Source organism: Streptomyces sp. NRRL F-6492, from assembly GCF_001280125.1.
Taxonomy (GTDB): Bacteria; Actinomycetota; Actinomycetes; order Streptomycetales; family Streptomycetaceae; genus Streptomyces.
Map to the genome: position 1 here is coordinate 143,609 of NZ_LGEG01000114.1, position 14,997 is coordinate 158,605.

The following is a 14,997-nucleotide window of genomic DNA, read 5'->3' on the forward strand; positions in this document are numbered from 1 at the left end:
GGGTTCACCCGCGCCGTCGACGCCGTCACCGAGGACCTGCCCTTCGCCGACGCCGCCATGACCCTCTTCAGCGTGCACCACCCGGGACGCTCCTCGACCCCGCCGCCCGCGAACGCTTCGACCGCACCCCGCGCCACGACCTGGACTCCGGAGGCTGGGACGAGCGCTTCGGCCACCTGCGCGCACAACCGACCCACCGGGGCTCGCTCGTCCTCGTGCGTGCCGTGCCCGGGCGGTGAGGCCCGGTCGCTCCTATCCGAAGGTGAAGGCGTAGGCCTGGAGTCCGGGGGTGAGGCGCAGTTCGAGGCGGGCGGTGCGCGGGGCCCCGTCGTCGGTCAGGCGGTGGAGGGTCGGTGCTCCGGAGACGTCGATCGTCCGGGTGGGCCTGCCGTCCACGAGGACGGTGACCCTGCCGGTGCCGGCGAGGACGAGGTTGGCGTTCTTGGCGCGGTAGGTGAAGGCGAGGCGTGCGTCGGGGCCGGCGGTGAAGTGCTCGTAGCCGGCGGTCCACGTGCCGTCCAGCGAGAGCTTGCCGAGGGGGAGCGGGTTCTTGGGGAAGCGGTAGGCGGCGGGCTCGTCGTTCACCAGGGGGGTGCCGACGTAGCCGCGGATGCGCAGGTTGCTCAGGTAGGTCTCGGGGGTGCGGTCGGCGGTCAGGTCGTCCATGGCGCGGCCGGTGGGCGCGGGGAGGGCGACGGTGGGGTTCGCCTGCCGGAGCAGGTCGCGGATCAGCTGCTCGGTCCGGTCGTACTGGCCTTCGCCGAACTTGAGGTGGCGGACGGTGCCGTCGGCGTCGATGAGGTACTTGGCGGGCCAGAAGCGGTTGCGGTAGTTGTTCCAGGTGGCCAGGTCGTTGTCGAGGGCGACGGGCCAGGTCACACCGAGCTTGCGCGCCCCGGCGACGACGTTGTCGCGCTTCTTCTCGAAGGCGAACTCGGGCGAGTGGACGCCGATGATCCGCAGTCCGGCGTCCCGGTAGGCGCGGTCCCAGTCCTTCAGGTGGGGTACGGCCCGCTGGCAGTTGATGCAGGAGTAGGTCCAGAAGTCGACCAGGACCACCTTGCCGCGCAGGCTCTTGAGGTCGACGGGCCCGTTACCGGGGGTGTTGAACCAGGAGTCGATGCCCTCGATCGGCGGGGCCTGTCCGCACGAGCGCAGTTCGTCCGCGCCGTCCTCGCAGCGGGAGAGGTCCTTGTTGGAGTCGTCGTACAGGCCGGAGAGCTGCTGCCGGGCGGCGTCGCTGTCCTCGATCTTCTTCTGCACGCCGGAGGTGTAGTCGGGCAGGGAGCGCTGGATGGCGGAGGTGACGTCGAAGGCGAGCCCCAGGGCGAGGACGATCATCAGGGAGCCGGCGACGATCCGGAGTGCCCGGGCGCGCTTGCGGAACGCGGCGACCCGCTCGGCGACCCGGCGCCCGGCCAGGGCGAACACCAGCAGGGGTACGGCGGTGCCCAGGGCGAAGGACAGGGTCAGGACCACGATGTCGGCGCTGATCTCGCCCCGGGCGCCGGCCACGGTGATCGCGGCCAGGACGGGACCTGCGCAGGGCACGTACAGCAGGCCGAGGCCCAGGCCCAGGGCGAAGGCACTGCCCTCCTTGTTCACCTGGCGCTGGGGGATGCGGGCGAAGGGCTTCTCCAGCATGCGCTCGACGGGCGGGAGGATCAGACCGAGCCCGATGAGGACGAGCAGGCCCAGGCCGATGTAGCGCAGGATGTCCTGCGGCAGGCCGAGGGCCGAGATGATCGTGACGCCGAGCAGGGTGAAGAAGGCGAAGCTGACGACGAGCCCGGCCACCACGGCGTACGGACGGCGGTTGCGCGGCGCCCGGGCCGGCGGCGCGGCGGGAGCGGTCATCACCCCGCCCCCGGAGGGCTCCGGGCTCCGAGGCGGAGTCCCCGCCTTCGCCGTGGCCGCCGGGGACGTGTGCGTCGTCGCACCACCGTCGTGCTCGCCGCCGGTGCCGCCCGCCAGGAACACCACGGGGAGGACCGGCAGGATGCAGGGTGAGACCGCCGTGATCAGCCCTCCCAGCAATCCGATCAAAGCAAGTGTGAGCATGCTGATCGCCTTCCGTCCGGAGGGCGGCTGTTCCACGCCTCCCGCAGTGGCTATTCGTTGCGGGGGAACGTTCGGATTGGCGAAAGCGAGATTCAAGAGACTCGGAGGTTTGCTTCTGTGGGGCCTCTGGCCGATTTACCTGGCATGGGTGAAACCTCTGCCGCCACGTCGTCTCCCGGGACCACCACGAGGTCGCCTTCGCCGGTGCCCTCCTCCACCGATCGCCGGGCTCTCCGGAGCAGCGAACGGTGTTGCACCCGGCGCCGTACCAGCGGCATCGACCGGATGAGCAGTACTGCTCCGGCCACGACCGGGGCGATGCGGATCGAGGGCTCCTGGGCGGCCTCAGGCGCGGTTGCCGGCGAAGAGTTCGAGGTGGGCGCAGTTGGGGCAACGGTACGCGTCGATCTGCCAGGTGGGCCTGCCCATGCGCTTGGCGCCGCCGAAGGGGCCTCGTTCGAGGGCCCCTTGAATCCAGCGCGCGTAGCCGCGGGAGTTCTGACCGGCGTCTTCGACGAAGCCGGGTTCCAGGCCGACGGTGCCGCAGTGGGTACATCGAAAGGTGTTGGTCACCGGGCGAATTCTAGGCATCCGGCAGGCACCGTCGGCGGTCGGGTCACTGCTGGACGGTCGCCTTGCGCTGGAAGTACCAGGCGAGGGCGAAGCCGCCGGTGGCGGTCCAGAACAGGGGTGCGCCGAAGGCCCGGTCGAAGGCTGCGGTGAACACGACGCCGATGACGGTCTGGAGGGTGGCGAGGAGGGCGAAGACGGTGGCGGCGCGGCGGTGGACGGGCATGTGTCTTCCTCTGTGTGGGCCCCGGGGGTGAGGGGATGAGGGTGCGGCCGGGAAACGAGGGTCTCGTTCCCCGGCCGCGGTGTCACGGGTTCATCTCAGGCACGACGGCCGGTCAGCAGCCGCCGCGCCAGGGGTAGGCGTATCTGCCGAAGGAGTAGCGCGGGACCCACCACTTGGTGTACACGCTGGCTCCGACGTTGATGTGCAGGCACTGTCCTCTCGCCGACGCCCATTGGGCGATGAACTGGATGGACGCTCCGATGATGGTGATCAGAGCGGCCAGGACGCCCAGGACCGGTGCGGCCGGCGGGAAGAGCAGGGCCAGCAGGCCCAGGACCGCTCCGGCGATGGTGTAGGTCACCCAGCCGTAGCTGCCGATGCGGTAGGTCCACCGCTTGTTCGCCACGATCTTGATGGAGACGCCGCCGACGCCGGTGCCCCAGTTGGGACCCCAGTAGTGGGCGGAGATACGGCCCCAGGAGTAGTAGCGGGTCTTCGAGCGGCTGAAGCGGCCGTCGAGGTCGGTGCAGTTGACCGGGTCGCCCGAGCAGTACTCGTAGGCGTTGCTGTTGCCGCCGTACACCGGGTCGATGGACAGGAAGCGTCCGGTGCCCGGGTTGTAGAGGCGGGCGCCCATCAGGATCGTGCCGGTCACGGTCTCGGCGGAGCGCTGGTTCTGGCCGAGCCAGCCGTAGCGTGCCTCGGTCTGGCCGACGCGGGCCTGGCCGTACTCGTCGTTGTCGAGCGCGACCGGGGCGACGGAGGTGTCCAGCGGCAGCTGGAGCGCCACGTCGCCGTGGATGTTGGCCAGCTGGAGGAACACCTCACCGGTCTTGCCGGTGATGGCGCCGAGCGGACCGCCGAGGGACTCCACCATGCGGCTGACGGTGCCGGTGGTGTTCTCGGTGATCCAGCGCGGGCTGTCTCCGTCGCCGTCGTAGTGGTTGACCTTCGACTGGGTCTGGGTCCAGGTCGAGCCGCCGCCCGTTTCCACCGTCCAGGAGCGGATGCGGTGGGCCGCGTCCAGGTTCCAGGTCTGGCGGGAGCCGTTGGCGGTCTGCTGGCGGACCAGGTCGTTGGTGTAGTGGCCGATGGTCGCGCCGCCCGTCATGGCGGTGGTGCGGCCGAAGGCGTCGTAGGCGTAGCCGCTGTTGGTGAGGCGGTCACCGCTGTCGAAGGCGTTGGTGGCGCCGGTGCCGCCCGTGGTCGGGCAGTCGACGCCGGGGGCGCCGACGGCCGTGGTGAGCCCGGTGCGGTTGGCACGCGCGTCGAAGGCGTACGTCCGGACGGTGCAGACCGTGTCGGAGGTGTCCGCCACCTTCGTCAGACGGCCGGCGGTGTCGTAGGTGTACTCCTGGTCGGACCAGCCGGAGTGACGGGCGACCTGACCCATGCCGGTACGGGCGACGGAGTCGCTGTAGACCTCGGCACCGTCCGAGTCGCGGGTGTAGCTGCGCAGGGTCACTTCGCCGCCGGCGTCGCGGACCTGCTTCATGCTGTAGCCGCCGGGCAGCGACTCGCCGGCGATGTCGCCGTCGGCCGTGTACGTGGCGCCGAAGGCGCCGGCGACCGAGTCGGTGACCTTGGTGGCCAGACCACGCGGCTCGGCCGTGTGGTCGTAGGCGTAGGTCACCGAGGACGGGACGGAGTCGCTGACCTTGGTCGGCCGGTCCAGGGCGTCGTACTGGGAGGTGGTGGTGCCGCCGTCGGCGTCCGTGTACGAGATCTGGCGTCCGAGCTTGTCGTACGCGCGGGTGATCGTGCCGGCGGTCGGCGAGGTGGTCTTGACGACCTTGCCGGTCTCCGGGTCGTACTCGGTGGTGGCGTCGGGCGTCGCCGTGCCCAGGCCGCCGGTGGTCTTGGAGGAGACCGGGCGGCCGGCGTTGTCGTACGTGATGGTCACCGTGCGGGTCTGGCCGTTGGCGGTGTCCGTCGTCTTGGCGGTGCTGCCGAAGAAGTCGTACTCGAACGCGGTGGTGGGCAGCTCGGCCGGCTGGGTGCCGGCGACGGTGCCGCCGGGCGCGACCTTGCAGAGCTGGTCCGCCCATTCCGGGCGGCCCTGGCAGGCGCCGGTGCCGGTGGCCGACCAGTACGTGGAGACGCGCGTGGTGGCAGAGGTGGCGGTTCCGCCGGGCAGGACCTGCTTGGCGACGCGGCCCTCGGCGTCGTACTCGGTGACCGTGGCCAGTGCCTTGCCGGTGGCGTCCTCCACGGACTTCACGGGCAGGCCCTTGACCCAGTCGAGCTCGGTCTTGTTGACCTTCTGGTCGCCCTGGGCGGTGGGGTGCTCACGCACCTGCACGCCCGAGACCGTCGTGGTCAGCTGGCCCTCGACCTTGGCGGAGCCGTCGGTGGGGCGGCCCTCGTCGTAGGTGTTGACCAGCCAGGGACGCGCGGTCACCGAAGTGCCCGCGGCGACCAGCTCGGTGCTGCCGGACTTCAGCGCCCGGGCCAGGTCCACCCGGCGCAGCGGCTGGAACTCCTCCACCAGGCGCGAGCCGTCCGCGGTGTAGACCGAGCGGAGGGAGAGCAGCTCGGCGCGCTCGGCCGGGGTCAGGGCCGCGATGCCGAGGTCGGCGAGCTGGCTCTGGTCGGCCGGGGTCAGGCCGAGGGCCTTCGACCGGTTGCCCGCCGAGAGCTGGCGGACGGTGTTGCCGAAGCGGTCGTACTCGATGGTGTTGAGGTGGCCGCCCGGCTGGGCGGTGTTGACCGGCTGTCCGGAGACGCCCAGGTAGTGGATGGAGGCCCGCTTGTAGTCCGCGGCCGTCAGGCTGCCTCCGCTGTGGGAGGACGGGACGGAGTCGGCCGGGAAGACGGCGGTGGCGTCGGTCGGGGCCGAGGTCTGGCCCCACGCCTTCACGTCCGCCGCACCCATCTTGTACGGGGCGGCGGTACCGGTCAGCGGGACGTCGTAGACGACGCTGGTGGTGGCGGTGCCGTTGGTCTGGGTCGCGCTGCCCGGCGTGAGGGTGGCGCGCTGGGCCTTGAGCAGCATGCCGTCACCCGCGGTGGCGGAGTTGCCGGCCTTGCCGTAGGTGAAGTCCCACGGCAGCTCGGTGCTGGGGGCGAGCCAGGTGACGCGGCCGGCGGTGTCGTACGAGTACTGCGTCTGGGTGCCCTGGGACAGCTGCGGGTTCCACTGCTGGCGCAGTCGGCCCGCCGCGTCGTAGCGGTAGGCGGCGACGGCCTTGGCGGTGGCCGAGGTGGCGCCGGGCTCGGTGGCCCAGAGCTTGATCTCCTTGGCCTGGCCGGCGAAGTCGCCGAAGTCGGCCGCGGTGGTGTGACCGGTGGCGGTGGTGGTGCCCGCGTAGACGAACTCCAGCACGCGGCAGCCCCGGGTGGCCGGGTCGGCCTCGCACGCGGCCGCGGTGGCTGCCGTGGTCGGGGCGATGATCTTCTTCGGCCGGACCGCGGGCTTGCCGCCGACGGTGGTGTTCTCCCAGACCGTGGTGGTGGTCGAGTTGCTCAGGCCGTCGATGTAGACCGTGGAAGCACGCCACGCCTTGGGCGAGGTGCCCGGAACGGGTACGAAGGTGGTGACCCGGCCCTCGCCGTCACGCAGCGTGAAGTTCCCGGTGAAGTTGCCGGTCAGGGTGTAGTCGGAGAGCCAGGCTTCCGGAACCCAACCGGTCTTGTCCTTGTTCGCGGTGAAGTGGTACCGCGTGTCGTCACCGATGACGGAGATGCTCAGCGAGGTCTCGGAGGTCTTGACCAGACCGCCGTACGGGGAGCTGACCTGGCTGCCGGACGCGCCGTACAGCCACTCCTTGCCGAAGATCGCGGCCTGGCCGCCGTCGGCGCCCATCAGCTTGGCCGCGGCCTGCGGGTCACGGGAGGAGGCGGTGCGCACCACGGACATGCCGAAGGCGGACGCGTCCTTGCCGGAGAGGGTGAAGTCACCGGTGAGGAGGTTCACCGAACCGGGACCGACGTCGGTGCCCGCCGCGTCGTCGCCCTCACGGTTGACGACGACCTGCAGGGGCTCGGTGGCGCCGGTCGCGGAGTTCGGGCCGGTGAAGTCGGCCTTGAGCTGGACGGTGCCGTCGGGGTTGACCGTGTCGGTGGCGTTCCACACCAGCGGGGCGTTCCTGCCACCGGTCAGCGCGACGGGCCAGGCCGTCAGCGCGGTGCCCCCGGCCGTGACGTCACCGACCGGGATCCGGGTCCACGCGTCGGCCTCGGAGCGTCGCCAGGAGAACGACACCTTGTCGTACTTACCGGCGTCGGCCTCGGCGACCAGCGGCAGACGACGGGCGGTGCGCTCGCCGGTGCCCGGCTGGACGAAGCCGCCCGGACCGGCGTGGAAGGTGTACGAGATCGCCTCGGACTTGTTGTCGGCCCTGTCGACCTGGCGCACCTGGAGCGTGTGCGTGCCGTCGTTCGGCGGGGCGACGCCGATGGCCTTGGCGGCGGTCGAGCCGCCGGTGGCGACCTTGGTCCAGGTCACGCCGTCCAGCGACCATTCGAGCCAGTTGTGGTCGGTGCCGTTGGGGGTGACGGTGAAGACGCCGGCCTGGCCCGAGCCCTTGACCCAGGACGTCGACGGGTAGTCCGCCGAGACGATGCCCGTGGGGGCGGAGGGGGCGGCGGTGTCGACCGTGAAGGTCTTCCACTCCGACCAGCCCAGGTTGTAGTGGGCCCCGTCGTACGGGTTGGTGCGGAACTTGTACGTCTTGCCGTTGGTCAGCGCACCGGCGGGCACGGTCACCGAGGCCGGCTGGCCCGAGGCCACCCAGGGGGAGACCAGAACGTTGCCGACCTGGGTGTTGGTGGCCGAGTCGAAGATCTGGAAGGTGCCGTTGACCTTGTCACCGTTGGCGTCGACGAAGGTGTCACGCAGGACGGGCGTCGTGGAGTTGACGACGTAGGCGCCGCCGTAGGAGAAGAACGGGGCGCCCGCCTCCTGCTTCGTGCCGGTGCGCGGACGGTAGTTGTAGGTGACCGTCAGCTTCGGGACGTTGGTGGAGGCGTTCGCGGAGTTCACGCGCTTCCACCCGGCGGACCCCGACTCGTCGGTGGCGCGCAGGCCCATGTTGCCCTTGGCCGCCTTGGCCGAGGCCCATTCCTGCGCCAGGGTCGTGACGTCGGCGTTGATCCACCCGTCGGGCGCCGAGGCGCAGGACGGATTGCCCTTGGTCTCCGTCGACGTCGCCTTCTTCGCCGTCCAGGCCGGCTGCGCGGTCCAGCGCGAAGAGGTCGAGGCGGCCCCGGCGGACCACACCTCCCAGGACTGCGCCGCACACGTGGTGTTGCCGGAGTGGAAGTTCCACAGGCTCAGCTTCGCGCTCGAGACCAGCGCGTCCGAGATCGGAGCGGTGTTCCAGGAGACGAACGAGCGCGCGGTGCGCCAGGTGCCGTCCCCGTTCTTCGTACCCGGGTTGCCCAGGTCCAGCTCGACGTCGTTGGACCAGTCGACGGTCTCGCCCTGCTGGACGTAGGTGTCGAAGACGTTCGACAGCGCGGAGGTCGAGGGGTCGACCGTCACCGGGTACTTGGTCTCCGGATCCGCGAGGAACTTCGCGTCCGGCGTGACGACCAGGTCGATGGCGGAGCCCTTCCGGACCACCTCCAGACCGACCTTGACCCGGCGGGTGTGCTCACCCGAGACGGGGTCCACCGTGGCGTCCCACATCACGGGAGCCGGCATCACCGCGGTCTTCTCGCTCTTCTTGTCCGTGAAGAGGACGCTGCCGTCGGCCTGCTGCTCGGCCCTCAGGCCCTTGGCCCTCAGCGGCAGGGTGTACGAGAAGCCCTCGGCGGAGGGCCTCTTCTTGAGCTCCACGAACTGCTCGAAGCCGCTGCGGGTCGCCTCGACGACCACGTCCGCGCCCGGCACCGCTTCCGGGTACACGGCTCGTGTCCCGTCCAGCTCGGGAGCGGGCAGGCCGCCCTTCCACTGCAGGGTGATCTGCTGGTCGCCCTCGCCGAGGGTGACCAGGTCGACGGCCTTGCCCGCCTGCGCGGCACGCAGCGAGGCGGCCTTGGAGCCGACCTTGCCGGAGAGCCTCAGGCCGTGCGGGTGGGCCCTGGGAGCCACCGCACCGGTCGTGTCGGCGGCGAGTTCCAGGTCGACGTCGCGCCACTGGTCGCCGTCGTCCTTGAAACGGACGGGACCGGCGGCGAGTTCGGTGGTGAGCGAACCGTCCTCGTTCACCCACGTGGTGGAGGTCTCGGTGCGCTCGGAGAGCGCCTCGACCCGCTTGCCCGACAACCGGGCGGCCACCCGGGCGGACGGAATGTCCGCCGCCTGGGTGGCGACCGCCTTCTGTACGGCGGTGGGCTCGACCCGGTCCGACGCCGCCATCGCGGCGCTCGTTCCGTCGAGCAGGGTGACGGCCATGGCCAGAGCTATGCAGCCGGCTGTGTAGCGGCTGCTCCCCCCGGCCCACGGCTGCTCGCGCCACTTGGGCACGAACGAATGAACCCTCATTGATTCCTCAAGTCTCATTGCTCATGGATCCAGAGACCGCGGAGAAGCGGTGCGTGAGGAGAAAGCAACGCCTCACAAAACCGCCCATCCGTGTCAAACGGATCCAGATAATCTCAACGGTTCCTTGGCGCTCAGTGATCTTCGTCACCTCAAGGAGGTGATGCTGGAGCAAGGAGGATGACCGCTACGGCCCGGTCAGGCCTGTCCCGATGGAGCGGCAAGCGGGTCGGTCCGGTCGCGCATGCCACGTCGCCGCAGGAAGAAGACGCGGCAGTGCTCGGCAGGGCAAGACCCTCCGGCGCACGCGGACGCCGTCCGCGTACGACAGCGACACACCCCCCATCCCGTTTCCCCCAGGTGCACGGCAGCTCCACCATGACGTCGGCTTCCTTCTGTCGGAGAGCCGTCAGCCGGGCAACTCTCAACGATCTCCGCCGGTGAATCCATACATGTCAGCACCCATCTTTCTTTCCTGCGGACGCCTCTGACGCGACCTCCCGCACCGGGGCGTTCGCGAGGGCGTCGTACGGGGCGGACTTGCGTGCATAATCGACCGTCCGGGGTGAACCGGGACGCGCGAGCAGCACGGCCGATCGGCTCCGGGCGGCTTCTGACCAGGTGGGGGATCTCCGACACCGTCGCCCCGGCCTCCGGTACCGAGGTGATCGGGAATCCATCGAGGCCGAGCACGTCGGCGGGTCCGTACGGCCGCATGCCCACGGGCGAATCCGATGACGTTCTCGCCGGTTCGCCGACGGTCGTCAAGCCGGCCACGGCCGGGCCATGTGTTCCCCTCGCGTGTCGCATGCGGCACGCGTGTCGGTTCACCGAGTGCCCCGATGAGGGTTGTTCGAAAGGGTGGGGCTGCGTGAAGCGGCGTCGAATGTGGGGTACGGCCGCCACGGCGGTCGCGGGTCTGGCCGGTGTACTGGTGTTCCAGGGGATGACCGGCGACAACGGCGCACCGACCGGCACGGACGGCAAGGCGACGACGGGGCCGGTGAGCACCCGGGAGCGGACCGCGCCGCTGGCGACGGGCGCCCACAGCCGCAGCGCGTCCCTCGGACGGCGTGACACCGAGCCGTTCAGCATGCTGGGCGTGACCTGGACCGACCCCGGTGCGCGCGTCACCGGCGCGGTCGAGGTCCGGACCCGGGCCGCGGGGTCAGGGAAGTGGTCCGGCTGGCTGCGGCTGGACGGTGACAGCGGTCAGGGCGAGACCGGTGCCGTCCGCGGTGGTACCGAGCCGGCGTGGGTGGGTCCGTCCGACGGCGTCGAGGTGCGGGTGGCATCGGGCGGGAAGACGTCGACGCGGCTGCCCGCGGGGCTGCGTCTGGACATGGTCGACCCCGGCACGGGCAACGTGAAGGCCATGGCGCCGGCGGCGTTCGCCCGGGAGGCGACCGCCGAGCCCACGCCTTCGGACACGGATTCCACGCCCCCCGCACCGGAGGCGACGCCGACGCCCGACTCCTCCACGAGCGGCACGCCGTCCACGGAGCCGACGACGAGCGCGCCGACGACCGACGTCCCGACACCGACGACCGAAACGCCCTCCGCGTCACCTTCGTCCGCCACCCCGTCCCCTTCCACCGCGTCGCCCTCGCCCTCGACGACGAGCCCCACGCCCTCCGCGTCCGCGACGGCCACCCTGCCGCCCGCGCCGCCGTCGACGGCCCCGCGGCCGCCGGTCACCTCACGGGCCGGATGGGGAGCGGACGAGACGATCAGCCCGGAGGAGCCGGGCTACCTGCCCGGCGGCGGGATCAAGGCGGTCGTGGTGCACCACACCGCCGAGTCCAACACCTACACCTGCGCCGATGCCCCGAAGGTGGTCCGCGGCATCTACGCGTACCACGTCAAGCAGCTGGGCTGGAAGGACATCGGCTACAACTTCCTCGTCGACAAGTGCGGCACGGTCTACGAGGGCCGCAAGGGCGGAGTCGACCGGCCCGTCCAGGGCGCGCACGCCTACGGCTTCAACGCCGAGACCACCGGCATCTCCGTCCTCGGCACCTACACCGACGCCGCCCCCTCACAGGCGGCGATGACCTCGGTCGCCCGGATCGCGGCGTGGAAGCTGGGCCAGTACGGCGTCGACCCGGCAGGCACCACCACCCTCACCGCCGGGGACAAGGGCACCGACTACTTCGGCAGGTCCTGGGCCAAGGGCGCCCAGATGCCGTTCCCCGTCATCCACGGCCACCGCGACGGCTACAACACCCAGTGCCCCGGCAACGCCTTCTACGGCCGGCTCGGCACCCTCCGCACCTGGGCGGCCGGGCCCGTCACCGGGCTGACCGTCACGTCTGTCACCGGCGCGAGCCTGTCCGGCACGACGTACTACACCAAAGCCGGCGTCACGCTGGGCTGGGCATCCACCACACCCACCTCCCTCGTCAAGCAGTACGAACTGCTCGTCGACGGAAAGCCGGCCGCCACCGCAGCAGGCACCGCGACCTCGGCCATGACGACCCTCGTGCCCGGCACCCACAGCGTGGCCGTACGGGCCACGCACATCTCCGGCAGGCAGACCACCAGCCCGGCGGTCATCGTGGCCGCGGAGACCACCGCACCCGCCTTCACCACCAAGCCGACCCTGTCCCTGCGCACCGGGACCGTGAACACCACCGCCGTCCCCGTCACCCTGAACTGGAAGGCCGCCGACAACAACGCGCTGAAGGACGTACGGCTGACAGCACCGGTCATCGGGACCTACGGCCCCACCGTTACCAGCTCCGCCCACACCGCCGGCTCCGGCACCGCGACGACGTGGAGCATGACCGCCTACGACCGGGCGGGCAACACCACCGGCGCATCGGTGTCCGCGACGCCGGTGATCCTCCAGGAGACCGCGGCCGTCAAGACCGGCACCTGGACGGCCAAGTCGTCCACCAGCTACCTCGGCGGCCGGTCCCTCACCAGCTCGTCCGCGAACGCGTCCCTGACGTGGACGTTCACCGGCCGCTCGGCGGCCTGGACCGTCTCCCGCGCCAGCACCTCCGGCCAGGCCCACATCTACGTCGACGGCGTGAAGGCCGCCACGGTCGACCTGAAGTCCTCCACCGCCAAGTACCGCGACGCGATCTGGACCAAGACCTGGGCCACCAGCGCCAAGCACACCGTCAAGGTCGTCGTGGCCGGCACCGCCGGCCGCCCCGCCCTCACCACGGACGGCCTCGTCTACCTCAAGTGACCGAAGAGGACACCGCCGGCGCTGTCGGCGTGCGGCATCGTTCTCGTGCGGCGGCTCGCCGGTTCGTCGAGGCGTCGGCGGGGGACCGCACGGCTTCACCTGATGGCGGCCTCGAACCCGATCGGTGGGCCCGTCGGCAACTGGCGTCGTCGCCCGAGGCGAGCGGCGCACGCGTCGTGGGTGGAGGCGAGGTCAGCGGGGTCGCACGTGCGGGAGAACTCGGCAGCCGCCGCCCGCAGGACTGTGCGGATCTGCGCGGCGGTCACTATGGTCCGTACGTCCTTCTCCGCGTCCTCGCCCAGGAGGTCGCGGGCCGCGTCCTGAAGGGCGAGGCCCTCTTCGCCGCCGAGGAACACCATCGCGATGAGCAGCGCGCGGTCGTCGGCGTCGCTCTCGGTCCTGTCGAAAGCGCGATCCGAGACCGCAGGGCCCGGGCCCGGGCCGCCGCGTGGCGACGTGACCAGCCCTCCGGCAAGGCTCGCTGAGCATCGGTCACCGACGGCGGCGGAATCTTCGGACCCGGGCGGCTCGTGTCCAACCGACGGCGAACCTCCGACGCGGATCACTGGTGCTCCGGCCTCGGTTTGCGTACCGCCTTACGTATTTCCACGGACGTGGCCGGGTCCGCCGGCCGGACAGAATTCAGGCCGCCACCCGAACCGCTCCAGACCGGAGGACCCGTGAAGCTCCGCCAGATGATGGTCGCCGCCACCCTCGGCGCGACCGTGCTCACCGCCGTACCGGCGGTGACCGCCTCGTACACCGCCTACGCCTGCGAGGACAACCAGACCAGCTGCGACCACGAAGACGAGGAGGACCCCTGGCCGGACGACAACCCGGGCGGTTTTCCCGGCGGTGATCCCGGTGACGGAGGCTGGGGCGGCGGAGGGGACGGCGGCGGCACCGGCGGTTCGTGGGGCGACATCGACATGTTCAACGGCGTCGTCGGCCAGCCGGTGGACGGCACGCTGCCCCGGGTCGTCGTCGACGGCACCGCCACCCGGCCGCCCACCCCGATGGACCCGGCGATGCCGCCCATGTCGTGGGGCTGGGGCAGCGGCGCGCCGGCCAGCGGCGCGGGCCCGATCCAGGCCGGCGCCAAGTTCGAGAGACCGACCGACTGCCACCGCAACGCCGACTCCATGCCTGTACGGGTCAACAGGACCGTGAAGTACCAGTGGTCCTACGAGACCAGTGCCAACATCTCCGCCAACGCGGCACAGGTCCTGTCCGCCACGCTGGGTGCCCAGGTCAACACGGTGTTCGAGGAGTCGTACTCCGTCGACGTCACCCTCCAGCTGGGGCAGTCGTGGACGCTGTTCGTCGAGTACCAGACGTTCACGTACTCCGTCACCTCGTCGAACATCTTCGGCTACGTCACCACCGAGTACGTCAACGTGGTGCGGCCGACGGGCAAGGTCACCAGCCGGTGGTGCTGAAGTCCCCACGCCCCTCGGGCACGGCGGTACGACGGGTCGCCCCCGTCGTACCGCCGCTGGACGCGGAGGCGATCCCCCCGGCGGAGCGGGACGAGGCCGCCGCCGCGCTGGCCGAACTCTCCGACGCCGCCGGGCGGCACCTGGGCAACCCGGACCTCTTCCACCGGGCCCGGTTCCGCACGGCCGTGCACAGCCGTCATCTGGCCGGCACCCCCGACGGGCCGGTGACCGCCCGGATCGCCGCCGTCGCCGAACGGCGGGCCGAGGCCGGGCTGCTGGCCGCCGCCTCCACCCGCGCCGAGATCGCGGAACGGCCGGGCCGCAGGCCCTGCTTCACCCCGGACGCCCTGAGCGAGCTGCACACGCTGATCGTCGCCGGCGACCCCAGCATCCCCGGCCCCGGCGGCCTGCGCCGGTCCACGGCCAGGATCACCTGGGCCGACGGCCAGGTCTTCGCCATCGAGGTGGCACCCGGCAGGGAACTCCGAGGCCACGTGGAACGCTGGTACCGCTGGGCCGTGCGCACCACCGCCCCCGCCCTGGACGCGGCCGCCCTCTCCGCAGCCCGGCTGCTGACCGTCCACCCCTTCGCCGACGGCAACGGCCGGACGGCGCGCCTCCTCGCCCAGTGCGACCTGCTGGCGGCCCGGCTGCTGCCCGGGCTGCTGCTGGACCTGGACGGCTGGGTCCACGCCCACCGCCGCCCCCACGACGAGGCCCTCGTCGCCGCCGCCGAAGGACGGTGGACGGAGTGGGGCTCCCTCTTCGCCCGCGCCGTCACCGAGACCGCCCGGCACCGCACCACCACCATCACCCGCTACAGCACCCTCCTCACCGAGGCCGCCGGACACCTCACCGACGACCCGGCCGCCGCGGCCGTCCTCACCCACCTGCGCTCCTCGCCCGCCGTCTCCGCCGGCTGGCTGCGCGACCGCGTCCCGTACCCCCCGGAGCCGGTCCTCGCCCGGCTGACGGCGAAGGGCGTCCTCGGTCCCCACCCCCGGCTCCCCGGCGCCCTGGTGCACCCCCCTTCCCTGGCCGTCCTCGACGAACCCTGGACCCCGGAGTCCTAGCC

8 protein-coding genes are annotated in these 14,997 nt (G+C 71.4%); 4 read left to right on the forward strand and 4 right to left on the reverse strand.

Annotated features, from left to right (window positions below):
* Positions 1–252: 252 nt before the first annotated feature.
* The 4 genes from ADL08_RS11025 to ADL08_RS11040 all read right to left on the reverse strand — a co-directional run bounded on the left by ADL08_RS11025 (position 253) and on the right by ADL08_RS11040 (position 9,197).
* Entirely contained in the window at positions 253–2,046 is a 1,794-nt protein-coding gene (locus ADL08_RS11025; protein WP_234352093.1) for a cytochrome c biogenesis protein DipZ, read from the reverse strand.
* Positions 2,047–2,406: 360 nt separating this feature from the next.
* The gene (locus ADL08_RS11030) at positions 2,407–2,634 is read right to left on the reverse strand and encodes a hypothetical protein (RefSeq protein ID WP_234352094.1); all 228 of its coding nucleotides are present in this window, start codon (positions 2,632–2,634) and stop codon (positions 2,407–2,409) included.
* Positions 2,635–2,677: 43 nt separating this feature from the next.
* Positions 2,678–2,857 carry a hypothetical protein gene (locus tag ADL08_RS11035; protein ID WP_053641904.1) on the reverse strand — a complete coding sequence of 60 codons (180 nt, stop codon included), beginning with the start codon at positions 2,855–2,857 and terminating at the stop codon, positions 2,678–2,680.
* Positions 2,858–2,969: 112 nt separating this feature from the next.
* Complete coding sequence (locus ADL08_RS11040) at positions 2,970–9,197, reverse strand: DNRLRE domain-containing protein (protein ID WP_053641905.1); 6,228 nt, start codon at positions 9,195–9,197, stop codon at positions 2,970–2,972.
* Between the two features lie 973 nt (positions 9,198–10,170).
* On the opposite strand from ADL08_RS11040, the gene ADL08_RS11045 reads away from it, so the two are divergent.
* From ADL08_RS11045 to ADL08_RS38705, 4 genes are all read left to right on the forward strand, one after another.
* A complete protein-coding gene (locus ADL08_RS11045) occupies positions 10,171–12,483 on the forward strand; it encodes a peptidoglycan recognition protein (protein ID WP_053641906.1) in 2,313 nt (770 codons plus the stop codon).
* Positions 12,480–12,968: a hypothetical protein gene (locus ADL08_RS37145; RefSeq protein ID WP_159043143.1), complete on the forward strand. Its 489-nt coding sequence runs from the start codon at positions 12,480–12,482 to the stop codon at positions 12,966–12,968. The genes ADL08_RS11045 and ADL08_RS37145 overlap by 4 nt, the downstream gene beginning before the upstream one ends.
* Positions 12,969–13,163: 195 nt before the next feature.
* Positions 13,164–13,922: a DUF6426 family protein gene (locus tag ADL08_RS37600; protein ID WP_053641908.1), complete on the forward strand. Its 759-nt coding sequence runs from the start codon at positions 13,164–13,166 to the stop codon at positions 13,920–13,922.
* Positions 13,916–14,995 carry a Fic family protein gene (locus ADL08_RS38705; RefSeq protein ID WP_159043142.1) on the forward strand — a complete coding sequence of 360 codons (1,080 nt, stop codon included), beginning with the start codon at positions 13,916–13,918 and terminating at the stop codon, positions 14,993–14,995. Before ADL08_RS37600 ends, ADL08_RS38705 begins: the two co-directional genes overlap by 7 nt.
* The last annotated feature ends 2 nt before the right edge of the window (positions 14,996–14,997 follow it).

What these genes read in the sequence shown, in the direction of transcription:
- ADL08_RS11040 (WP_053641905.1), bottom strand. Translation starts at nt 9,197, where the DNA reads ATGGCCGTCACCCTGCTCGACGGAACGAGCGCCGCGATGGCGGCGTCG.
- ADL08_RS11035 (WP_053641904.1), bottom strand. Translation starts at nt 2,857, where the DNA reads ATGCCCGTCCACCGCCGCGCCGCCACCGTCTTCGCCCTCCTCGCCACC.
- ADL08_RS11045 (WP_053641906.1), top strand. Translation starts at nt 10,171, where the DNA reads ATGTGGGGTACGGCCGCCACGGCGGTCGCGGGTCTGGCCGGTGTACTG.